At 46.1% G+C, this 23,997-nt stretch carries 21 protein-coding genes and 2 other annotated features; of the genes, 3 read left to right on the top strand and 18 right to left on the bottom strand.

The window, feature by feature from the left end; translation table 11 throughout:
- Positions 1–25: 25 nt before the first annotated feature.
- Both yfmH and yfmF read right to left on the bottom strand, forming a co-directional pair.
- Complete coding sequence (gene yfmH / locus FC96_RS07630) at positions 26–1,318, bottom strand: EF-P 5-aminopentanol modification-associated protein YfmH (protein ID WP_056942565.1); 1,293 nt, start codon at positions 1,316–1,318, stop codon at positions 26–28.
- Positions 1,296–2,567, bottom strand: coding sequence for an EF-P 5-aminopentanol modification-associated protein YfmF (gene yfmF / locus FC96_RS07625; protein WP_056942564.1), 1,272 nt, complete (start codon positions 2,565–2,567; stop codon positions 1,296–1,298). The genes yfmH and yfmF overlap by 23 nt, the downstream gene beginning before the upstream one ends.
- 132 nt (positions 2,568–2,699) lie before the next feature.
- On the opposite strand from yfmF, the gene FC96_RS07620 reads away from it, so the two are divergent.
- Positions 2,700–4,055 carry an aspartate kinase gene (locus FC96_RS07620; RefSeq protein WP_056942563.1) on the top strand — a complete coding sequence of 452 codons (1,356 nt, stop codon included), beginning with the start codon at positions 2,700–2,702 and terminating at the stop codon, positions 4,053–4,055.
- 99 nt (positions 4,056–4,154) lie between these two features.
- Here FC96_RS07620 and cls read toward each other — a convergent pair whose 3' ends face one another.
- From cls to ezrA, 15 genes are all read right to left on the bottom strand, one after another.
- Positions 4,155–5,603: a cardiolipin synthase gene (gene cls / locus FC96_RS07615; RefSeq protein WP_056942562.1), complete on the bottom strand. Its 1,449-nt coding sequence runs from the start codon at positions 5,601–5,603 to the stop codon at positions 4,155–4,157.
- A 60-nt stretch (positions 5,604–5,663) separates the two neighbouring features.
- On the bottom strand, positions 5,664–6,509 hold the full coding sequence (locus tag FC96_RS07610) for an amino acid ABC transporter substrate-binding protein (protein WP_056942561.1): 846 nt from the start codon (positions 6,507–6,509) through the stop codon (positions 5,664–5,666).
- A gap of 12 nt (positions 6,510–6,521) precedes the next feature.
- A complete protein-coding gene (locus FC96_RS07605) occupies positions 6,522–7,163 on the bottom strand; it encodes an amino acid ABC transporter ATP-binding protein (protein ID WP_055679703.1) in 642 nt (213 codons plus the stop codon).
- A gap of 15 nt (positions 7,164–7,178) precedes the next feature.
- Complete coding sequence (locus FC96_RS07600; protein WP_055679702.1) at positions 7,179–7,826, bottom strand: amino acid ABC transporter permease; 648 nt, start codon at positions 7,824–7,826, stop codon at positions 7,179–7,181.
- Positions 7,827–7,974: 148 nt separating this feature from the next.
- Positions 7,975–8,203: a binding site (T-box leader), on the bottom strand.
- 55 nt (positions 8,204–8,258) lie between these two features.
- Positions 8,259–9,062, bottom strand: a complete 804-nt coding sequence (gene minD / locus FC96_RS07595) for a septum site-determining protein MinD (RefSeq protein WP_056942560.1) — start codon at positions 9,060–9,062, stop codon at positions 8,259–8,261.
- A 4-nt stretch (positions 9,063–9,066) separates the two neighbouring features.
- Positions 9,067–9,729, bottom strand: a complete 663-nt coding sequence (locus FC96_RS07590) for a septum site-determining protein MinC (protein WP_055679701.1) — start codon at positions 9,727–9,729, stop codon at positions 9,067–9,069.
- Between the two features lie 13 nt (positions 9,730–9,742).
- Positions 9,743–10,267 carry a rod shape-determining protein MreD gene (mreD, locus tag FC96_RS07585; RefSeq protein WP_056942559.1) on the bottom strand — a complete coding sequence of 175 codons (525 nt, stop codon included), beginning with the start codon at positions 10,265–10,267 and terminating at the stop codon, positions 9,743–9,745.
- An 11-nt stretch (positions 10,268–10,278) separates the two neighbouring features.
- Positions 10,279–11,142, bottom strand: coding sequence for a rod shape-determining protein MreC (gene mreC, locus FC96_RS07580; protein WP_056942558.1), 864 nt, complete (start codon positions 11,140–11,142; stop codon positions 10,279–10,281).
- An 84-nt stretch (positions 11,143–11,226) separates the two neighbouring features.
- Positions 11,227–12,231, bottom strand: a complete 1,005-nt coding sequence (locus FC96_RS07575) for a rod shape-determining protein (protein ID WP_056942557.1) — start codon at positions 12,229–12,231, stop codon at positions 11,227–11,229.
- A gap of 168 nt (positions 12,232–12,399) precedes the next feature.
- Positions 12,400–13,713 (bottom strand): bifunctional folylpolyglutamate synthase/dihydrofolate synthase, encoded by a 1,314-nt coding sequence (locus FC96_RS07570; protein ID WP_056942556.1) that lies wholly within the window; start codon positions 13,711–13,713, stop codon positions 12,400–12,402.
- A gap of 165 nt (positions 13,714–13,878) precedes the next feature.
- A complete protein-coding gene (locus FC96_RS07565) occupies positions 13,879–16,548 on the bottom strand; it encodes a valine--tRNA ligase (RefSeq protein ID WP_056942555.1) in 2,670 nt (889 codons plus the stop codon).
- Between the two features lie 61 nt (positions 16,549–16,609).
- Positions 16,610–16,821, bottom strand: a binding site (T-box leader).
- 23 nt (positions 16,822–16,844) lie between these two features.
- On the bottom strand, positions 16,845–17,354 hold the full coding sequence (gene tpx, locus FC96_RS07560) for a thiol peroxidase (protein ID WP_055679700.1): 510 nt from the start codon (positions 17,352–17,354) through the stop codon (positions 16,845–16,847).
- Between the two features lie 159 nt (positions 17,355–17,513).
- Positions 17,514–18,731 carry a tRNA uracil 4-sulfurtransferase ThiI gene (gene thiI, locus FC96_RS07555; protein ID WP_056942554.1) on the bottom strand — a complete coding sequence of 406 codons (1,218 nt, stop codon included), beginning with the start codon at positions 18,729–18,731 and terminating at the stop codon, positions 17,514–17,516.
- 13 nt (positions 18,732–18,744) lie between these two features.
- Entirely contained in the window at positions 18,745–19,920 is a 1,176-nt protein-coding gene (locus FC96_RS07550) for a cysteine desulfurase family protein (RefSeq protein WP_056942553.1), read from the bottom strand.
- A 201-nt stretch (positions 19,921–20,121) separates the two neighbouring features.
- Positions 20,122–21,852: a septation ring formation regulator EzrA gene (gene ezrA / locus FC96_RS07545; protein ID WP_056942552.1), complete on the bottom strand. Its 1,731-nt coding sequence runs from the start codon at positions 21,850–21,852 to the stop codon at positions 20,122–20,124.
- A gap of 166 nt (positions 21,853–22,018) precedes the next feature.
- Between ezrA and FC96_RS07540 the strand changes: the two genes are divergently transcribed.
- Positions 22,019–22,486 (top strand): GAF domain-containing protein, encoded by a 468-nt coding sequence (locus FC96_RS07540; protein WP_055679695.1) that lies wholly within the window; start codon positions 22,019–22,021, stop codon positions 22,484–22,486.
- A gap of 195 nt (positions 22,487–22,681) precedes the next feature.
- A complete protein-coding gene (rpsD, locus tag FC96_RS07535; protein WP_055679694.1) occupies positions 22,682–23,290 on the top strand; it encodes a 30S ribosomal protein S4 in 609 nt (202 codons plus the stop codon).
- Between the two features lie 88 nt (positions 23,291–23,378).
- Here the strand turns inward: rpsD and FC96_RS07530 are convergent, their stop codons facing one another.
- The gene (locus FC96_RS07530; protein ID WP_056942551.1) at positions 23,379–23,981 is read right to left on the bottom strand and encodes a DUF1054 family protein; all 603 of its coding nucleotides are present in this window, start codon (positions 23,979–23,981) and stop codon (positions 23,379–23,381) included.
- Positions 23,982–23,997: the final 16 nt, after the last annotated feature.

Raw genomic sequence — 23,997 nt, 5'->3', positions numbered from 1 at the left:
TGTCAAATCCATAATTTAATCTTTCTTAACTCCCAGGCAAAATCGTCTGGACGCTCACGGTGTCCAAATTGATAAAAGATTGCATGGCTGTTAAAACGTCATCAAAGGTGACGGCCTCAATCACGTCAACCTCATCAAAGATGGTCGTACCACCGTACAACCAATCATCATACTGATTAGCAATTGCTTCTAGCGAATTAAAACTTGCAATGGTACTCCCGATTGCTTCTCGTTTGACGGTCTCAAAATTAAATTCTGCCTTTTTGAGATAGGCTTGTGCGTTCTCCAGAATTTCGGTTATCCCGGCTTCAAATCGGTCAGAGTCGGCTGTCTCCCCTGCTAAAATAACAAAGTGGGCGCCCCGTTGTAGTTCAATATTGTAGCCAAAACTGTCGTCTAATACGGACTGGTCATACAGTCGAAGGTACTCACTAGCCGTTTCACCAAACAAAAGGTCGAATCCTAAAGAAAGGGCCTCCTCATACTTGAACCGGTCCCATCCTTCAGGTAACTGGTCCACGCCTCGCAACCCAAGGCTCACTTTAGGGCGTTCAACTGGCATTGTCAGGGTCGACCGCTTGATTAAGCCCCCTTGATAGGCCGCTTCATTTTGTGAGCGAATAATGGGCATTGGCCGGTCAAACAGTTTGGCCGCCTGATTGGCTTTAATCCACCCCATTGTTTCGTCTGGCTCGAGTTTGCCAACCACCACCAAGCTCATATTAGCCGGTTGATAAAACGTTTTGTGGGCTAAGTACAAGTCATCCGCTGTGATGGCTGCAATGGAGTCAAGGGTTCCGGCAATGTCATTTTTAAATGGTAAATCTGGATACATTGCTGCTATGGTCCCAAAATAAGCCTGCGAATTTGGATCATCATCGTACATTTGAATCTCTTGACCAATAATCCCCTTTTCCTTTTCCACCGTTGCTTTAGTAAAGTATGGCCGTTGAACAAAATCTAACAACGTTTCTAAATTTTCCTTCAAGTGACGAGTGGTCGAAAACAAATAACTGGTATGGGTATAACTCGTAAAAGCGTTGGAATTTGCGCCAAAGTGGGCAAAATCATCAAACGCATCGTGGTCTTCTTTTTCAAACATTTTATGCTCTAAAAAGTGAGCAATCCCAGCTGGTAACGTGACTGGATGCGTTGTCCCTATGGGCACAAACGTGTTATCAATCGAGCCATAGTCGGTTGTAAAAACAGCATATGTCTTATGAAAACCAGCTTTAGGTAGCAAATGCACCGTCAAGCCGTTAGGTAAGACGTCACTGTATAGCGTTTCAGCTAATTTAGGATAGTGGTGCTGTCTCATTGTCGTCGGCCCCCTCTAAAAAGTATGTGGCTTGCTGTGTCACTTGCTGAGCAACGGCTGACACCGTCTGTTTCGATACGGCGCTCACCTGCTGTACCCACTCAGCAGTGGAAACGTGACTCCCGACAAGCTCATCTAAAACTGCCTGATTCAACAACGCTTGAGCGGAATCCATTCGAGATTCACGTCCATTAATTAAACTGGCAACGACCTGATCAAACAATTCATCGCTGAATTGGCCGTTTTGAATGGCCGTTAGTTGAGCTGCAATGATCGCTTCAACGGCCTGGCGGTTGTGTGATTCGATCCCTGTCCGGACAGAGAGCATGCCGGTAAACGCATCAAACTGACTGCTAGCAAAGTAGGCCAGACTGTTCTTTTCACGCACATTTTTAAATAAAAGCGAGATTGGGGTCCCACCAAACAATCCATTAAACACCAGTGCGGCATAAAATTGTTCCGTTCGATAGCCAATAGGTAACTGGTAAGCTAAATTTAATTTGGCCTGAGCAACCGCTTGCTGCTCAGTTTTTTCAATCAATGGTTGCCGCAGCCGAGTTACGATTGGGCTTTCTTTTAACGGAGTCCGATCTGGCAATGGCCAATCACCCATCAAAGCCTTAATCTGTGCTTCTGTGACATCACCAACGACTGTTACCTGAACCTGATTCGTCGCCAACAGATTCTGGTAATCTGCTAACAGTCCCTGCCCATCCAGCGTCGCAATGGTGGCGGCGTCACCGTATAAACTGGTCGCCAGTTCCGGCAAATCGCTAAACACCATATTTTGAAGCTGCTGATCGGCATGATATTGCTTATCATCGTCTAGGGATTTTAAATAAGCAATGAGATTTCGCTGTTGAAGTGTAAACGTTTGCGATTCAAAGGCGTCATCCTTCACTAAGGGGCGGAAAATAACTTTTTTCATAAAGTTAAACATGGTCGCTAACACATCGGGGTCACCCAAAAGGGCCCCATCGACCACATTTCCTGAGAATCTTAAGCCGTTGATGCGGCCGTAACGAAAAACATTAACGCCAAAACTAGCGCCATACATATTGGATAAAGCTGTTGCTAAGGCCGTTTGAGTTGGATAGTCCTGACTACTTGTTTCCAACAGTTGGGCCATTAAAATTCGTTTAGATAGCTCTGAAACGGTCACAGGGGCGATAAAATCAACGGCCACCCGTACCGTTTTGAATTGGCTGGTCGGAATCACCGTTAGCCCGATGCCTTTGCCTAATTGCATTTGTCTCGTTAGCCTCCTTAAGCATTACCCTACCATATTAGAGGATTCACGCGGCGATTACAAGATGGGTCCTTGAACCGACTCCCAACCTCTGATATTCTATTACTAATCATTTTTTAATGGAGGATGCTCATGAAAGTCGTAAAGTTTGGCGGTAGTTCACTTGCCAATGCTACCCAGGTTCGAAAGGTCGTCGAGATTGTTAAAGCTGACGACCAACGTCGGTTCGTTGTTGTCTCTGCGCCAGGCAAGCGGTGGTCCGATGACATTAAGGTGACCGATTTACTCATTGACTATGCTAATCGGGTGATCGCCGCCAAACCTATTGCCGATATTACCGATGCCATTATCAGCCGGTACCAAGATATTGCCACCGCCTTTCACATCTCAACAGATCAGTTTGCACCCATCAAACAGGCTATCTTGTCCTTGCCCGATCAGACGTATCAGGACAATGACTATTTAATGGCCACGTTTAAGGCCCATGGTGAGCGACTTAACGCCCTTTTATTTGCTCAAATTTTAGCACAAGAAGGCGTCAAAGCTAAGTACCTGGATCCCCATGATGCTGGTATTTTGGTGACTGATCATCCAAACGATGCAGAAATCATTCCAGACAGTTACGCTCAAATTGGGGAGTGGACGGACAGCGATATTGTCCGGGTTATTCCAGGCTTTTTTGGGTATAACTTACAAGGGCAAATTTGCACTTTTTCACGCGGCGGTTCTGATATTACCGGGGCGATTATGGCCCGAGGCGTTTCAGCGGACCGGTACGAAAACTTCACTGATGTCAACGCCATTTATGCCGCTAACCCCAGTGTGGTTACCAATCCAATCGCTATTCACCACATGACGTTTCGGGAGATGCGAGAACTCTCATACGCCGGCTTTTCGGTTTTTCACGACGAAGCCCTCATTCCAGCAATTGAGGGGAACATTGAGGTCGTTGTTAAAAATACCAACCATCCTGGCGAGCGAGGGACTTCTATCACTGCCGCTAAACGGATCAACCCCGCCTACCCGGTTTCCGGAATTGCCAGTTCACCGAACTTCTGTGGGATTTACATCCGAAAATACATGTTGGATAAAAAGGCGTTCAGCCAGAAGATTCTGCACATTTTATCCGAATACGGATTGACCTATGAACATATGCCCTCTGGGATCGACGACTTAACGGTTATCATGCGTCAGGATCAACTGACCGACGATTTGGAAGATCGTCTGATTCGCGAACTTGTGATTGCTTTGAAGCCGGATGAAATCCACATTACTCACGACTATGCCCTTTTGATGGTCGTTGGCGAAGGGATGCGCAACCGAACTGGCCTGATGTCGAAAGCCACCGATGCATTGGCCCGCCAAAACGTCAAATTGGTCATGGTCAATCAAGGGGCTTCCGAAATTTCAATGATGTTTGGCATTCAACAAGACAAAGCCAACGCAGCCATCCAAGCCCTCTACGAAACTTTTTTCCCGGAACTGTAATTAAAAACACACCCACTTCTGAGGCCTACCCCTAAAGTTAAAGTGAAATCACTTTAACTTTAGGGATACACCTCATTCATTGAGAGGGTGTGTTTTTAATTACAAAATTGGGGCCAGTAACCGGGAAAATGACTGCTTGGCCTTCGTGTACAACGACTGTTGCTGATACTTTGCCAGCGTCATTTCTTCGCTTTGTTCAAGGTCAATTTCAAATACCTTAAGTAATGCAGTTGCCAGATCTTCATCATACATAAACGCGTTCACTTCAAAGTTCAACTTAAAGGAACGAATGTCCATATTCGCAGAGCCAACAGAAGCAATCCGGCCATCGACTACAACCATTTTAGCGTGCATGAACCCGTTATGATACGTGTACACCCGGCCCCCCGCACCCAATAATTTCTTGGCGAAGGATTCCGTGGCACGATAGACAAAGGGATGATCCGGATGATCGGGAATGATTAATCGAACATCGATTCCAGATAAGGCAGCCACGGTCAGGGCTTCTAAGATACTTTCGTCCGGCACAAAGTAAGGTGATTCAATTAAAACAGCTCGCTTCGCGCTATTGATGAGCTTTAAGTAGCCCTTCTTAATCTGCTGAAGCTCCGAATCTGGACCGCTGGACACAATTTGCATGCTCGTGGTCCCATTTACGTTAATTTTTGGGAAATAGGTCTGATCGTACTGCACCCTTTCTTGCTTAGCCGTCGCATTCCAATCCAAAAAGAAGCGGCTCTGTAACGCTAGCACAGCATTCCCTTCAATCCGCAAATGCGTATCCCGCCAAAAGCCAAACTTAGGCTTTCGATTAACGTATTGATCACCCACGTTAAAACCACCGATGTAACCGATCTTTCCATCGATAACCACAATTTTACGGTGGTCGCGAAAGTTCAACTGAAAATCACTTAAAGCTAATCGGGAACTCAAGAACGGATAGGCCCGGCCGCCAAGTTCGGTTAGCCGTTTAAACAAGTGCTTTTTACCGCCATGCGAGCCAAACGTATCATAAATGACGCGAACGGCGACTCCTTCCGCAGCCTTTTTCTCAAGTAACGACACAAATTGACGGCCAATCTGGTCGTTATATATTGTAAAATACTCAACGTTAATGTGATGTTTTGCTCGCAAGATATCTTCGAATAACGCCGCAAACTTCTTTTCACCATCCGTAAAGACCCGCACTTTATTGTCGGTGGTCACAACAGATCGATCCACTTCTAAAAATAAGTTCACTAACTCCAAAACTTCCGGACTCTGATTATCCGGGACCGTTAAGGCTGCATTTGAAACTAGCTTTTTTTGGGAGGCCACCAATTGCCGAATTCCTAACCGCTCTTGGGCTTGAATATCGAAAATCCGTTTTTTGGATATTTTTCGACCAGCAAACAAATAGAACACGAACCCCACAACCGGAAGTAGCACCAGCACTAATAGCCAGGCCCAAGTCGTTGAGATATCGCGTTCCTCTCGAAAGATCGTGACTAGCGCCACGATTAAGTTAATGAGCAAAATGGTTGGGATCAGAATTTCCAAAGATAACATACGTTCTCTCCACTCTCAGACAAGATAAATTAATCTTACCATACCAAGTCGTTAAAAAAACTATTTTTGGTGGAGTAACGGGGAATCAGCCGCGTTTCCAAACCACTTGTGGTTAATTTTGGCCAACGTCCCATTTTGTGCTAACGTCTTAAGACCCGCATTAATTTTGGCCTTAAGGGTGTGGTCGCTCTTGCGTAATCCAACCCCAAATTCCTCTTTAGGAAACTGACCATTAATGATTCGGTAGGCCGCCGGGTTCTTCTGGTGTTTGACGTAGTAACCAGCGTACGTTGAATCAATAATCATCCCCTGAATCCGGTTCGCGTTCAAGTCAATAAATGCGTTTGTGAAACTATCATACAACACGGGTGACTGGCCCTTAATGCGATTTTTCAACAATTTGGGGTACGCGCTAATGTCGTTTGCCCCTGATGAACCAGTCTGAGCGCCCAGGGTCTTCCCCGCCATCTGCCGAAACGAGGTGATGTTATTTTTACGAAGACTAACCAATGTTTGATCATTTTGTAAATAAGTATCACTGAACGCCACGACCTTTTCTCGTTCCGGCGTCTTTGAGTAGCCATTCCAGATTGCATCAATCGTGCCGTTATTCAACTCCGTTGCGTTCATCGACCAATCAATCGTTTGAAAACTAACCTTTAAGCCGTACAATTTAAAAACTGCGCGAGCTAAATCAACGTCATACCCAACTAGGCGACCACTTTTTTCGCGGAATCCCATTGGAACAAACGTATCGTCTAAGCCCACAATGGCATATCCTCGCTTTTCAATCCGGTGCCAGTTATCGACATTGTTAGCCCGTTCACCAACGGTTACGCCACACCCAGAAAGAAGACCGCCAAGGGTGATCAAAACCAGAAGGCTTAACCATAATCTCTTCTTCATTCTGATTTCCCCCTATGATGGTTTAATCGGCTCAACACGCAAAATTTGATCCGCAATGTTTTCCGCGAAAGACATATCGTGGGTAACCACAATCTGAGTCATCTTCGAAGCTTTGAGACTTAAAATAATTTTCTCGACCGTCTCACGTAAATCTGGATCAAGCGCACTGGTTGGTTCATCGTAACATAGAATTTTGGGGTTCATGGCTAACGCCCGAACGATCGCCACCCGCTGTTTTTGCCCGCCGGATAACTGGAATGGGTGCAAAGTTTCTTTCCCCGTTAAATCAAGTTGATCAATCAACTCCTGAGCTCGCGCTTCAGCTTCTGTCTTGGACTGTTTTAAAACCATCTCGGGGGACAACGTAATATTTTCCATCACGGTCAAGTTGGGGAAAAGTTGGAAATCTTGAAAGACAACCCCAATGACCTTATCGTTATCCCGGTTTTCATACGGGTCAAAGACCTGACCATCTAACCGAAATTCCCCTGAATCAATGCGTTCCAGACCACTCATGCAACGAAGCAGGGTCGTTTTACCTGCTCCTGAGGGTCCAACAATAGCCAAGATTTGGCCGTCTGGCACGGTTAAGTTCATGTTATTAATAATTGTCCGGCCGTCAAACCGCTTAGTGATATTTTTTAATTCTAGCATTTATAGACCTCCTAACTAACGCCAAGTGCTGTAGTGTTGTTCAATCCGCCGCAACAGATAAGTCGCAATTGCAGTCATCAGCAGGTAGATAACCCCAACCATGACTAACGGTAACAAGGTGACATCGCGCGACATCGCGATATTGCCGGCCCGTAATAAATCGCCTAACCCGATCACGTAAACCAAGGAAGAATCTTTGATCAAATTGATTGTTTCATTGCCAATTGATGGTACGACAATTTTAACCACTTGGGGGATCACGATTTTACGTAGCGTTTGCCAGCGCGTTAATCGCAACACTTTAGCACTTTCATATTGTCCTTCCGGAATCGCTTGGAAGCCGCCCCGGAATATTTCGGCAAAGTATGCCGTATAGTTTAAAATAAAAGCAAAAATGGCAGCGTCGTAACGCTCAAAAATAATGTGGACCACTGGCAATCCGTAAAAGACAAAAATCAGTTGCAACAGCAGCGGTGTCCCTCGCATCAACCAAACATAAAACTTTAACACCCACCGAATTGGTGCGACACGCGACCGTAATCCCAGGCTAACAATAATGCCTAATGGGATTGAAATAATCAAGGTCCAAAAGAAAATCTGGACCGTCATCCAAGCGCCGCTCATCAGCGACGGTAAAATTTCACCAGCATAATTTAACATCATGACTCCCCCTTCTAAAATAAAAAAGTCCCCTTGGACTAAACACTAGTTCAAGAGGACGACTCGTCGTGGTTCCACCTCAGTTCGTCTGTCACTCACGTCACAGACCTCATGAAGTTTAAGCATTAAAAAACCCTCTTGGAAAAAATTCCAAGAGGGCGATTATCGCGGTTCCACCTCATACTTGTCAGTCGTTCACACGACAGACCTCAGTAAGTTTAATGTTTAAACTTCAGCGATAACGAGCTAACCGGGCCTCTTCTACTAACCTTCAAAGAGTCAACTCCCAGATGTGATTCGCAAGTTATCAGGACCCCTTTTCACCAACCGGAGCTCTCTAACCAAGATAATCTTCCTACTAGTCTGATCAAAGTTTCTTTTATTAAATTATTCTCATTATAGCGAATTCACAACATTAGTCAAGAAAAAAATTGGCTAACCGCGCTTAAACCATGACGCCACCTTGCTCCAAAAGCTCGGTTTAGCCGTTTGAATGTTCATTAACGGAACCGTTTCACCCTCCAGCCGCCGCGCGATATCGCGGTAACCACGGCCAGCAGGATTGTCAGTCTTCAGGACCACCGGTTCACCATGATTAGAGGTTGCGATAACTTCGTCGTCATCCACAACAATTCCTAACAGTGGCACGCCCAAATGATGGGTGATTTCATCAATATCCATGACGTCGCCTTCGTCCATCATGTGCGGGCGAATCCGGTTAATGACGATATGGGATTCTTCTTGCAACGGATTCTTCTCTAATAATCCCACCACGCGGTCCGCATCACGCACAGCCGAGATTTCTGGTGTTGTGACGATAATCGCTGTATCAGCACCTGCGATGGCATTCATAAAGCCCTGTTCAATTCCGGCCGGACAATCAATCAAAACGTAGTCAAAATCTGGTTTTAATTCATCAATAATTGCCCGGGCTTCATCTTCATTAAGCGCCGTTTTATCAGTATTTTGGGCGGCTGGCAGTAAGTACAGTAAATCGTCAAATCGTTTGTCTTTGACAAGCGCCTGTGCTAATTTTGCCCGTCCGGCTACAACGTCGACAATGTCGTAGATAATCCGATTATCCAGGCCCAGAACCACATCTAAATTACGTAATCCAATATCTAGATCAACGAGACACACCCGTTTCCCCATCAGAGCAAGGGCAGTTCCAATATTGGCGCTGGAGGTCGTTTTCCCCACACCGCCCTTACCAGACGTAATTACTATCGACTTTCCCATCTACCTAACCTCCTATTTGGTGGTATAACTTTGGATTGATTTCTTTTAGCTCATGTAAGTGACCATAGGTGACAGTATGTAGGTCATTCACGTAGGCCACCGTTTTATGATCAGCGGCTAGTTGATCCGCTTCAATAATATTAATTTGTTCGCCAATTCGAACTTGCTGAGCCTGATGCAGATCGCCGATGATGAGCTTATCCTCGAAACTTGGAGCACCAGCATGGACGACTCCCATGACGTCCCCCAACAAATACAAGTTACCAGACGTGGTCAGGTTACCACCTTCGTTGATGGTTCCTAAAAACAAGACATCACCCTTCATTTCGACGCGCTGACCATTCCGAATTGTTTGCGTCAACAAGTGCACGTTGTCCTGCTCTTTTAAATAAAAGGCCTCTTCGATTGTCATAACGTTGGCCGTAATTTTATGGATCGAAAAACCCGCATACTCACTAACAATCGCTTCGAGCTGCCGATTTTGGTCAGCGGATAATAATCGATCCCCGGTCAAAACATCAAAACTGATTTTAACGGTCGCTTCAGCATCCGCCGAGAGGTTATCAAGTAATTCTCGTAACCCCGTTTTAACCGCTTCGAAATCCGCTGACTGGTCGATTGCCAACTGATAACCATCCTGATTGCCTCGCAGTACAACTGCTTGCATTCTACAAACCTCCCTAACTGCTCATCCAGTCGAACAGCCGTTGAATTGGATAATACAAAATCACAAATGCCGCTAGATTATACGCCAATGTCGGCCCTAATGAATACACCAGCATGTCCGCAACGGAGGCACTGGTCAAATGGGTGACCATATTAGCCACGAAACTGGCAAAGGTCACAATTGTGATGTCAATAAATACAATGAGTAAGCCACTTAAAAAACTGACTGGAAACTCACGGTAACCAACCTTGGTGACCAACACAACAATGGGGAATACAAAGACAAAAACACCTAAAATTCCCGTGTAATATAAGTCGAAGACACAGCCAACAATGGCTGCCCAAATTTCGAGGTGATTATTATGTGGTCCTTCAAACAAAACAGTAAAAACTAACCACAAAACCACCAAATAACTGCTCATTGCGTATGGGTAATGAAACAGTTGTGGTTGAAAGGCCGCCCCGATAATCCCATCGAGGTACAGCCAGATAAACAGGATAATGGGAAAGCCGTACTTCATTTTTGTTGCTCTTGCCAATCGTCTCCCCCCTATTCCGTCGTTTGGGCTTGTCTGATGGCGACAGTGACAAAACTAACCGAGGAAACATCAGCCGCCGGGTTGATCATAATCTTGGAAGCTAAGCCGTAATCATCATGACCGGTAGCTGCAACAGTCCCAATGTATAATCCGGCTGGCATGACGCCACCCAGACCACTGGTCGAAACCCGATCGCCCTTTTCAATCTTCTTTTTAGTGGTAATGTTTCCCATCTCAATTTGGTTCTTGTCGTTATCATACCCGGAGATAATACCATTCACCGTCTCACCGCTCTTATTAGTAATCTGAACGGCAAACCGGTTAGCTGCCTCGTTCGTATTGGATAACAACTCAACTTTACTGTTGGTTCGGTTCACTTCCGCAATCCGACCAACAAGACCCTTTCCCGATAAGACAGGCATGTTCTTCTTGATTCCCGCTGCGCTTCCCTTATCAATAACGACTTGGTCCTGCCAAGATGAAGGCGTCCGGGCGATGACAGTCGCCGTCAAGGCATCGTAATCGGTCAGGGTGTTATTCAGTTTCAGTTGCGTTTTAAGCTTTTGATTCTCACCCGTTAAGGCTTGATCACGAACCTTTGTTTGGGCCAGCTGTTGCACCTGTTTTTTTAACCGGTTGTTTTCCTGATACGTGTTTAACAAGTTCGAAATTGAACTAACCGAATTCTTGACGCCCGCCACTGGTAGCGCGACCAGCCGGTTACCAAGCCCGACCACATCGTTTCCGAATTGTTGAATCATCGGTGGCGTTGCCCGGTTGTTACGAACCACGACGGAGAAACTCATTAATCCGAAACTGACGATTAAACCTACAATGATGATCACTAATCGTCGGTTGGAAAAGAATTTATTCATGATTGTCCTCCAGTGAATTGTTTACAAAATGTGGTGATTGACGCGCTAATAAAATAAGCGGGAAGTACGCTTCCCGCTAAGTCGTTATTTTTTCTTCATAACGTCGATACTCTTCAGCGATTCACCGGTTCCGATTGCAACACAATCTAGCGGGTCATTTGCGATGAATACCGGAACTTTAGTGGCATCCGCGATCACGTCTGGTAAGTTACGCAACAAAGCGCCGCCACCAGTTAAAACAATCCCGTGGTCGATGACGTCAGCAGCGATTTCAGGCGACGTTTCTTCTAGGGTTTCTTTAATGGCAGTGATCACTTCTTCAACGCCTTCATGAATCGCTTCGGCAATGTCTGAAGACGAAACTTCGATGGTCTTTGGCAGCCCTGAAATCAGGTCGCGACCACGAATTGAGGCACCGTCCTGGTCAGCCGCCGCTTCTACTGACGCTGACCCAATGTCCATCTTTAATTGTTCAGCCGTTCGTTCCCCAATCAATAAATTAAAGTGTTGGCGAACATAAGCAATGATGGCTTCGTCCAACTTATCACCCGCCATGCGAATTGACCGACTTGAAACGATGCCACCAAGTGAGATTGTCGCCACATCAGTGGTCCCACCACCAATGTCAACAACCATACTCCCCGTCGGATCCATAACTGGTAGACCAGCCCCGATGGCAGCTGCAAATGGTTCTTCGATAACGTACGCATCACGCGCGCCAGCCACGCGAGTCGCATCAATCACGGCCCGCTTTTCGACTTCCGTCACACCACTTGGGACGCAAACCATCACGTATGGCTTACCACTTGAATTACCTAACGTTTTTTGAATGTAATACTTCATCATGGCAACGGTTGTATCGTAATCAGCGATAACCCCGTCTTTCATTGGCCGAATGGCAACGATGCTAGCCGGCGTCCGACCGATCATTGCCCGTGCGTCTTCCCCCACGGAAACGATTTCGCCCGTTTTTGTATTCTTGGCAACCACTGAAGGTTCACGTAAAACGATACCCTTGCCGTCAACGTAAACAATCGTATTGGCCGTCCCAAGGTCGATGCCGATGTTTTTAGTTCCTAATCCGAACACTCTTTTTCATCCCTTCATTAACCCACAATCACACGATTGTATCAATTAGTCTGTTAGATGTATTATACCATACCTCTACTATCTGAATCACTAGTAGCCAGCAACAAGCATACCTAATTTATTGGTAGCTCTGCAAGGTTTTCTTTTTTTTTTAATGGAATTTAACTTTTATGACTCGTCCTTGAAAAAATGACGCACATCCGAAATAAAATACAGCGAGCCCGTAATTAAAAATAAATCATCCGCCGACATCGTTCGAAGAATCTGAGCAATCCCGAGTTGCCAGTCCTCAACCACCCTAATCCGGGGGTCATCGCCATACTGTTTGGCCAACGACTCGGGCGATTCAACCACTCGGTGACCAGGGCCATTGAAGGTTGTCAACACGAGGTGCACATGCTTAATTTGCAATAAAATGGCTAGCATTTTCTCAAATTGCTTGTCAGCTAACACAGCAAATAAAACGTAGACCTCGCGATCCGAGAACCTTGCATTGACCAACCGAGTCAACTCTGACATAGCCGGTTGGTTGTGGGCCCCATCCAAGACAATGAGTGGGTCGTCCACCACCGCTTCAAATCGGCCAGGCCACTTGGTTTCTTTCAGGGCCTGCTTCACCGTCCGCGCTTGGACCTTTTGTTGCATCTGAGTCTCATACACCAAAAAAGCGGTCAGCGCACTGCTGGCGTTGGCAACTTGGTAATCGCCAAGTAGTTGAATTTGCAGGTCGGGATACCGAACACCATTAAACTCATAATCGAATCGTTCTTGCCAGCCAGCACTTGGTTTCAAACGGGTGTGATAGCTTGAATCGGGCTGATAAAGTGGGGCAGCTTGCCGTTGGGCCGTTTGCTGAATGACCTGTTTGGCGGCCGCCGGTAATTGACCGATAACAACCGGAACTTTAGGCTTAATAATTCCTGCCTTTTGAGCGGCAATTTTTGGCAGCGTGTCGCCTAGCAATCGCATATGATCATAGCCAATTGTCGTAATAACCGCGACGGCCGGCGTTAAAACGTTGGTAGAATCAAGTAATCCGCCAATGCCGACTTCGACGATTGCCACGTCAACGCGGCCCTTAAAGTAAACAAACATCATCGCTGTGATGATTTCAAACTCAGTTGGCCCACCTTCCGGATAAGTGGCGTCTAGTTCGTCAACGACCGGTTTTACAACGTTAATAAGCGTTAACAAATCGGCATCACTAATGGGTTCTCCATTAATTGAAATCCGTTCGTTAAACCGCATTAAAAATGGTGATGTAAAAGTTCCCACGGTGTGTCCATTAGCCACCAACAAATTCTGTAAGAACGCGACTGTTGAGCCTTTTCCGTTCGTCCCTGCAACGTGAATAATGGATAAATCCCGTTGTGGATTTCCCAGGCGATCCATAAAGGCGTTCATGCGTCGGAGTTGATCACTTTTTTTAAATTGCGTTCTGCCGTGAATAAAAGCCAGTGCGGCTTCATAAGTTTCAATCATTTCTTCTGCTCCTTAACCAAGCTCAAAATACCAAAATTGGGGATAGGCTTGATGAACAATTCAAGCTTACCCCCAAATGATTGATTTAAACAGCATTCAAGCCTTTACTTCGAGTTAGGTTGGCTAATAAATAAGACCATCACACCCTAGTCGGTGTCTGTTAACCTACTGTTCAGCCTTTAATGCCGCTAAACGGTCTTTAGTTGCTTGTAACTTACTTTCGTTTTCCGTTTGCTTTTGACGTTCCGCTTCCACTACATCGGCCGGCGCGTTCGCAACAAATTTTTCATTGGCCAGTTTCTTTTGGGCCCGCGACACCTCGGCCTCAAACTTCTCAACTTCTTTTTGCAACCGAGCTGCTTCTTCATTCAAGTCAACCAATTCAGCTAATGGAACGTACAATTCGGCATCTGAAACAATCCCCGTCATCGCTAATTTTGGCGCTTGAACATCAGCACCAATGACCATCGTCTTTGGATGAACAAAGCGGTCAATGTAATCCCGGTTAGCTTCAAACATGGTTTGTAAAGCCCCATTATCCGTTTTGATCAGCACGTCAATTGGCGATGACATTGGCGCATTGGCTTCAGCACGGATATTTCGGACTGCCTTAATCAATTCAATTAAGCGACTCATGTCATCAATTGCCTTTTGATCGTCGAAGTCGGCATGGGTTTCAGGATAAGCTGCGACCACCAATGAATCACCCACGTGAGGCATCGTTAACCAAATTTTTTCGGTCACAAACGGCATAATTGGGTGCAACAGCCGTAATGTTTGGTCAAGAACGTAGGCCAGGACGTTTCGAGTTTTATTCTTGGCTTGTTCATCAGCGCCCGTCAGCACTTCCTTGCTCATTTCAATGTACCAATCACAGAAGTCATTCCAGATAAAGTCGTAAAGCGCCCGACCCGCTTCACCGAAATTAAACTTCTCGAACTGCTCTGTGACTTGGGCAACCGTCTGGTTCAAACGACTCAAAATCCACCGGTCGGCTAAGTCCCAACTTGCTTTATCTGGCAACTCTGGTTTCGTCATTTCACCAAGGTTCATGATGACGTAACGGCTCGCGTTCCAAATCTTATTAATAAAGTTCCACGCCGAGTCCATCTTCTTGTATGAGAACCGAATATCTTGACCAGGGGTTGAGCCGTTTGACAAGAACCACCGTAAAGCATCAGCACCGTACTGGTCAATGACGTCCATCGGATCAATCCCATTCCCCAGTGACTTACTCATTTTACGGCCCTCTTCATCGCGAATCAGACCGTGTAACAAAACGTTCTTAAATGGCCGACGACCCGTAAATTCCAGACTCTGGAAAATCATCCGAGAAACCCAGAAGAAAATAATATCGTAACCGGTGACCAAGGTATCCGTCGGGAAATACCGCTTAAAATCAGCAGCTTCCGTATTAGGCCAACCCATGGTCGAGAACGGCCATAAGGCACTTGAGAACCAAGTATCCAAAACATCTTTGTCCTGTTCCCAATTTTCAATATCCTTTGGCGGCTGTTCGTCAACGTAGAGCTCACCAGTTTTCTTGTTGTACCAAGCTGGAATTTGATGGCCCCACCAAAGTTGCCGCGAAATAACCCAATCGTGAACGTTTTCCATCCACTGGCTAAAGGTTTTTTCAAACCGGTCCGGCACAAAATCAACTTTATCGTCCGTCATTTGGTTTTTCAGTGCTTGTTCAGCTAACGGCTTCATCTTAACAAACCACTGAGTAGATAATCGAGCTTCTACCTGAACGCCAGTCCGCTCGGAGTGGCCCACAGAGTGAACGATGGGATCAATGGCAATCATCAAGTCCTGATCTTGTAAATCTTGAATCATGGCTTTCCGAGCTTCAAAGCGATCCAGGCCTTCATACTTACCGGCCTTTTCATTCATGGTGGCGTCTTCATTCATCGTATTAATTCGTTCTAGGTTGTGCCGGTTCCCTACCAAAAAGTCATTAGGATCGTGAGCCGGTGTAATTTTAACGGCCCCAGTTCCAAACTCAGGGTCGGCGTGTTGGTCGGTAATAATCGGAATCTCACGATTGGCTAACGGCAAGATAACCTTTTTACCCACAACATTTTTATAACGTTCGTCGTGGGGGTTCACCGCAATGGCGGTATCACCCATCATGGTTTCCGGCCGAGTTGTGGCAATTTCGATGTAATCCTTCCCATCAAGCGTCGTTTCGCCATCGGCAAACTTGTATTTGATGTGGTAGAAAGCACCCTTGTCGTCTTCATGGATGACCTCAATGTCTGACAAGGCGGTGCGGGCTTGAGGATCCCAGTTAATGATGTATTCGCCACGGTAGATTAAGCCTTTCTTGTAAAGCGATACAAAGACCTTTTTAACCGCATCAGATAATCCTGAATCCAGCGTAAACCGTTCCCGAGAATAGTCTAATGACAGCCCTAACTTGCCCCACTGGGTCTTAATGGTATTTGCGTATTCGTCTTTCCACTCCCAGACTTTTTCAATGAACTTTTCACGGCCCAGATCATAGCGGGAAATACCTTGCTCGCGCAACTTAGCCTCAACCTTGGCCTGAGTTGCAATTCCGGCGTGGTCCATCCCTGGTAACCAAAGGGTGTCAAATCCCTGCATCCGTTTTTGACGAATAATCATATCTTGCAACGTGGTATCCCAGGCGTGGCCGAGGTGGAGTTTTCCCGTCACGTTTGGCGGTGGAATCACAATTGAATACGGGTGGGCTTTTTGATCCCCACTCGGTTTGAATAACCCTTCGTCCAACCACTCGTCGTATCGACCCGCTTCCACTGCTTGGGGGTCGTACTTTGGTGGCATTTGTGTCGTTTCTTTATCTGCCATGTCAAACTTCCTCTCCAGATTCATTTTTAATTGTTAAAAAGAAAAGCACCCCGTCCTAATAACATAGGACGAAGTGCTTCGCGGTACCACCTAAATTGGGCGTTTAGGCCCCTCTTAATAACAATCGTTAACGGCCGTTACACCGGTTAGACCTACTTGGTTCAGTCCAACAGCTCACAAGCTACGTTCAATTAACTGGCCGGCGGAATTTTCAGCAACCATCCACTCTCTGATCAAAGCCGGTTAATCTACTCTCTTGCTCAATGCTTATATCCGTTATGATAGCCAATTTTTGACTAAGCGTCAACTCTGTCTGTCAACTTTTCCAAAGCTTCTAGAGCAGCCACGTAATTGGGCTCGTGGGTTGCTTCGGGGACAATCTCTGAATAAGTGATAACCCCCGCCTCATCGACCACGAAAATACTTCTTGCTAATAACCCAACTGTCGGCAGATAAAGCCCCGTAGCATAGCCAAATGAAAGCTCTTCATCCGACAACAGTTGCAGGTGGGCTACCCCTTCAGCGGCACACCATCCCTCCTGCTCTGCGACCGCATTATTTGAGATCGTCACAAAAGTTGCATGAGGATAATGATCGGCCTGTTGGTTGAATTTATGAGTCTGGGTGCTGCAAACTGACGTGTTGATGTCTGGAACCACCGAAATGAGCAGTGGTTGGCCGACTAAATCAGCCCGCTTGACTTTTTGATTTTGATTATCGAAAACCTTGAACTTTGGTAGTTCTTCCCCAACCGTTGGTGGGGTCGCTTCAAGCTCAGCTGGATTGCCATTAAACGTTATCTTCACTGTGAACACTCCTTACTCAATGAATCGATTTTAGTTTAATTTAACGCGTGACTCACCTAAATGCAAGTTAAAGTCACGCCAAAAAACGGTAATAAAAACCCCCAGCAACAGTTACCTGCTACCAAGGGCTTTGATATTTTACAGCGCCTGTCATCAGAATTACAACAGTTCTGCAAAAACCTCTTCTTGCTGGTTCATATAATGGTCACCTGGTTTGATATTGACTACCGTCACCCCAGCTAACGCTTCCGCCATTAAAGCATCCACATCAATCAACTTTTCAAAGTTCCGCACTTTTTCTAGATCCGGCCGCGTCTTAGGAGCCGGTGGTGTGAAGATTGTACAGCAGTCTTCAAAAGGCAAAATTGACAGATCATAAGTGTCAATCTTTTCAGCAATCTTAATGATTTCAGTCTTATCCATCGAAACAAGTGGCCGTAAAACTGGCATTGTTGTCACATCGTTGATGGCAAGCATGCTTTCCAACGTTTGTGAGGCCACCTGCCCCAGCGATTCCCCGGTGAAAATCCCTTTTGCTCCTCGTTGCTGAGCAATAGCGGCCGTTAATCGGAGCATCATTCTGCGTTGAATGGTCATCAGATAACCTTCTGGGACTTTTTCTTTGATGTCTTCTTGGACCTTAGTGAACGGTACGGCAATAAATTGAACGTGGCCAGCAAACCCGGCAATTTTTGTCGTTAGCTCTTTGGCTTTCGCAAGTGCCTGCTCACTGGTGTACGGCGGACTGAAGAAGTGGACCATATCCAGCTTCACGCCACGCTTCATTCCCATGTACGCTGCAACGGGCGAATCAATGCCACCAGATAACATCATCACGGCTCGGCCACCAGTGCCAACTGGTAATCCACCAGCACCATGAATTGTTTCGCTACTCAAAAAGATCCCGTTTAGGCGCACTTCTACTCGTAGCGTGATATCAGGTTGTTTCATCTTGACCGTAATAACTGGAATTGATCGTAAAATGTGACCACCCAACTGATCGTTGATTTGGTTCGTGTCTAATTCAAATTGGTGGTCTTGTCGCTTCGTATTAATTTTGAACGTCATACCTGGCTCATACTGCGCCTCAATCAGCGTCTTGGCCGCTTCGAACATCGCATCCTTAGTTTTTTCCACCTTCAAAACAGGGGAGAAGTTTTCGATACCAAAGACCCCTTTTAGCCGGTCAATAACGGGACCAGATGGCGTCCCGTTCAATGCTACGTGCAATCGGTCATGTTGGGCGTGAATCTCCAAGTCGGCAAATTCTTGCAACGCAGCCTTCACGTTCTGACCAAGTTGCCGGATAAAATCCTTTCGGTTCTTACCCTTAGTTGACAGTTCGCCGTAGCGAACCATAATTTCAGAATAATCCATTGGAGCCTCCCTTCTACACCTGAGCCGACGATTTGGACTCAGTGTGACTTAACTTTTTAAATTGATCATACAAAACATCAAAGACCCGGTTGAACTCGTCAGCTTCGGCCAACGTATTATTGGCGTCTAACGAAATCCGAATGGCGCTTGTCGCCACCGATTCATCAATATGCATGGCCATCAAGGTACTCGACGCCATGTGTTTTTTTGAAGAGCAAGCGCTGGTCGTCGAAATAAAAATATCGTGTTCTTCAAACGCGTGAACGATGGTTTCCCCTCGGACCCCTTTAATTGCAAAACACAAAATGTGGGGCGCAAAATCATCCGTTGGCTGGGAAAACAGCGTCACAAGGTCACGATCCTTGATATGTTGGTAGATTCGATTCTTAACGGCGCGCTGCTGGGCCACCTTTTTAGCCTCATCGGTTAATAATAACCGAAGGGCCTTCGACATTGCAGCAATCGCGGGTAGGTTTTCTGTCCCACTTCGAAGGTTCCGTTCCTGACCACCGCCCGTCAATAACGGGGCAATTTTCCGGCCCTGCCGTTTGTAGATAAACCCAATCCCCCGAGGTGCGTGAAACTTATGACCAGAAAAAGTCACAAAGTCCACCCGGTCGTTCATGATCATATCTTGAATCCCCTTACCAATGCCTTGAACCGCATCGATATGATAATGAATCTTAGGATAATCAGCTAAGACATCGGCCACAGCCTTAAGCGGTTGAATCGTCCCAATTTCGTTATTCACCGCCATAACTGAGACTAAAATCGTAGTCGGCCGAATTGCGGCCTTTAAATCAGCAATTGAAATCCGGCCGGCTTCATCCACTGGCAGGTAAGTGACTTCAAACCCCAACTGTTTCAATTGCTCCATTGAATTATGAATGGCCGGATGTTCGACAGCGGTTGTAATCAGGTGATTCCCAAAAGCCCGCTTTTCAATGGCTGTTCCCTTCAGGACCCAGTTATCGCCTTCCGTGCCACCACTCGTGAATAGAATTTCACTCTGGTGAACGCCCAGTAAATCCGCGATTTGTTTTCGGGACTGCTCAAGGAGGTTAAACGCGGCTTCACCAAACCGGTGCAAGCTCGACGGATTTCCCCAGATTTGCTGACTGACCTTGTCATAAGTGTCCACAACTTCAGGTGCTGCTTGGGTTGTAGCACTGTTATCAAAATAGATCATTTTCTCTGCCTCTTTATTTAGATTGGTTCGACTCCAATCAAAAAGTAGTCTCAATTATAACAGAAAAATCAGTAGTGACAAGCCTCTCGCGGTGGTTAATATCCGATTTGGGGAGCTGTATCCCCTAACACAAACAGCGGCAGACTTGGTGCATCAAGTCTACCGCTGTTTTATATGACCGTGATTGAGAATCTTAGTATCCTATAGCCCCTCAAGCGGATCATTATCTTGTTGTTGTTTTTTCGACTGGTAATAGTTGTCCTCCAATCGCTTGTAGGACCCCGGCTCCACCCGATCGAGCACCGTTGCAATGGATTCCAAACTCTTAGCGTAATTGTAGTCTTCGTCAAACAGCCGCTGGGCTTCGTCACTAGCCGCTGCCACGTCATCGTGAGACATCCGATACCGGTTAGCGTACTGGATCAGCTGCTCAGCTAATTGCGAGCTATCAATTAAGTCAGTGGTCTTTTCCTTTAAAATATCCAAGTCAGACTGAATCATAATCAACTGCTTTGTGATCTCTTCCATATTAATTCGGGGTTGATTAATGTCATGGTTTAACTTGCCGATTTCGGTTGAAACGACCTGAAAATAATCCGTATAATCCTTTGCTAACCCAGGTAAATTAAGATTGGCGACTTGGCGATGGATGGCATGCATCTCAAAGTCAAATTGTTGTAAGGTTTTCAAAGCCTGCTTTTCTTCCTCGGCCAACCCGGCGACAGCCTCGTTAATCGCTTGTTGCTGGGTTTCCATTGCCTCAAGATCCGCCCGTTGCTGTTCTTGGCGATCGAAGACTTCGGTGTAAACGGCCTGATTTTCATGAATGGCCGTTATATCCGTTTGATACTGCTTTTCGACCGTCTTAAGTTGGCCTGCAAAGTCGTGCACCGTGGCTTGTTCATCATGGTCCAACGTGTAATTTTGACTCAATCGGTCCAATTCCTTGCTCAAAACACTATTTTGGTTTTTAGCATGGGCGATAAACTTGGCTAACACGTCAAGGTTAGCCTCAACTTTTGGCTTAGCAGTCATTTCTTTTTCCATCACGTCGTACAAGTGGTCAGCCTTGCTTTCCAGCTGCTTACTCATCGCTGTGGCGTCATTCAAATCCAATTTGGCTAACGCTTCATACGCCGCTTGAAGATCCTCATCAAGTTGTGTCACTTGGGCGTCCAAATCGGATTCTGGAAATTGATAACCCTCTTGTTTTAAAGTCGCCAGGCCTGATTTAATCTCGGCGATTTGGGCTGGAAACTCCTCTTTTAACATTTTATACAGTGGCGGGATCTGCTCAATCAGCTCGCCCAGACGATCTGTATCGCGTTGTAATTGTTCCATCAAGGCCGTTGCTTTTTCGTGATCGCCCTGACTCGTTAACGCGCTAAATGTGTCGTTATTATCTTCCAAGGTGGCCAATTGCGTTTCAAGCGCATCAATGCTGTCACCATACAGAAAATTCTTCGACAAAAGTGCTTTTCTTAGCTCTTGATAGCGGCGTTGCAACGCGGTGACCGCTTCTTTATGCTGTGCGTCAATTTTTTGAAGCTGATCGACGTTTTCGCCGAGCTGCTTGACTACTTGACGGGCAACTCGCAACGATGCCGCAGCCTTGTTCTTATTGGCGGCCGCCTGAAACAGGTGATACTGTTTGGCTTGTTGGCGCGCTTCTTCAAGTTGTGCTGTAAGCCGCGGCAACCGATTTTCGGTCAGATCTGAATAATCTGTGTCCAGCTGATTCACCTGCTCTAAGGTCTTTCCAGTTAGACTCATTGTTTTAACCCCAGCAATGTCAGCTTGAATCGCGGCTGGATCAATCTCTGATTGTGAGTCAACCAGCGCTTTAATTTGTCGTAATAAGTATTGTTGGTATATTAGAATTGCGGCGTAGACCACAATTGCTAAGATGATGATTCCCACTAGAATCTTCAACGTCAATCCCCGTCCTTTATTCCACTCATATCAGTAGTCGATTCCGTAGAATATGTTTGATTTTTCGGTTCGCTACCTTTAAAATCTAGGCTAACTTAAATTATAGCATAGATAATCCGCCCTCTTCAGCGGAAATTCTAGTTTTCATACAAAAAGGAGCTTGAATATGCAAAATACAGAACTTTCCATGATGAGCCAACAATTGGATGCCTTACTGGACAACGAAAACAACCTTGTTGCGAACCTATCCAACGCCTCGGCCCTTCTTAACCAAAGCTTATCTGATCTGAACTGGGCGGGTTTTTACCTGTATGATGATGTGACGGACGAATTAGTCTTAGGTCCGTTCCAAGGCCAAGTCGCTTGTATGCACATCAAAAATGGCGCTGGGGTCTGTGGGACCGCACTAGCCACGCAAACTACCCAACTTGTCAAAAACGTCCATGAATTTCCCGGCCACATTGCCTGTGATTCGGCCAGCAATGCTGAAGTTGTTGTTCCCCTGACCAAAAATGGTCACAAGATTGGCGTCATGGACATTGACTCACCGACTCTCGGCCGATTTAGTGAAGCCGACAAGCAAGAACTCGAACAGTTTGCCAATATTCTAGTTAATCACCTTGACATTGCTTAGTCATTTGAAGTACACTGTCGTTTGTGTAAAATAATGCAGCGATGAGTGGTAAGCTCGTCAACAGATCACTGCCAATTGGTGGTTCAGTTAGTAACCTGCGGCTGCAGACGGCGAAACCTGCAAAGCGATCTGCACGAATACTAAACTCATAATGGCTTATTTTACTCCAATACTATTTTTTGGAGGAACAACAATATGTCTCGTTATACTGGCCCAAGTTGGCGTATTTCTCGTCGTCTTGGCATTTCACTTTCTGGTACTGGTAAGGAATTGGCCCGTCGCCCATACGCACCTGGTGACCATGGTCAAGCCCGTCAACGTAAGCTTTCAGAATACGGTACTCAACTCCGCGAAAAGCAAAAGTTACGGTTCACTTACGGTTTAACTGAACGTCAATTCAAGAACCTCTTCTTACGTGCCGGCAAGATTCGTGAAGGCAAGCACGGTGTTAACTTCATGATCATGCTCGAACGTCGTTTGGACAACATGGTTTACCGCTTAGGTTTGGCTACTACTCGTCGCCAAGCTCGTCAATTGGTTAACCACGGTCACATCACCGTTGATGGTAGTCGTGTCGACATTCCTTCATACGAAGTTAAGCCTGGTCAAGTGATCAGCGTTCGTGAAAAGTCAAAAGACATGCAAATCATTAAGGATGCCGTTGAAGCAGTTGTTGGTCGTCCACAATTCGTTGAATTCGATGCTGATAAGCTCGAAGGTAAGCTTACTCGTTTACCACAACGTGAAGAACTTGATGCTGACATTGACGAATCATTAATCGTTGAATACTACAACAAGCTCTAATTTCATGAGACTTAAAAAAGAACGGCTGATGCCGTTCTTTTTTTCTGCCCAAAATCCAATTCTTTAAGCCGTCAGAAGCCAGTTTACACTAGCTTTTCTGCTCGCCACCTTGAAGGAGCGCATAAAATGGTTGGAGCGCGCGGACCGTTTTATGCAATTCGGCTTGCTGTGTGCCCTCATCTTGAAAGACTGACTCACCACGAAACCACTGCCGGCCCACCAAAAAATCAGCCTGCTTAATTTGTCGATAGCGTGCTAGGACAACCTCTGAGTTAGCCAGTGTCAAAGGTGCGCTGGCCTTGGCCATATGATTCCCGCTAACTTGAAATGCTGCGTCCAAAGTAGCCAGCTCGGGCAATTGGGTTTCTAACTGGCTAGCTAGCCATTGGCGTTGGCTGGCCTCTGCTAGACAAGCCAACCAAACAAATAACCGATCATCCCAAAAACCAAGCATCAGATGTGGCGTCATTTTATAACCTCGGAACTGCTCGTTAAACGCTATCCACGTATTCATTGGTGGGTTTTTATGCCGCCTTAAATGTTGAGCGATATGAGTTGCTGAAGCGCCTAACCAATCACTGATGAGCGGCGCAATCGCTTCAAATTTTGGATCAATTTCTGATTTAATTCCACCCATTCGACCCGCTAACGTCGGGTCTTCAAACACCTCAAAATCCCTGTCATTAAACATTTCTAAACCGCCTCTA

Origin of the sequence: Secundilactobacillus kimchicus JCM 15530 (genome assembly GCF_001433995.1) — a bacterium.
GTDB lineage: Bacteria > Bacillota > Bacilli > Lactobacillales > Lactobacillaceae > Secundilactobacillus > Secundilactobacillus kimchicus.
The sequence above is the reverse complement of the archived record's forward strand: the minus strand, read 5'-3'. Positions and strand labels throughout refer to the sequence as shown.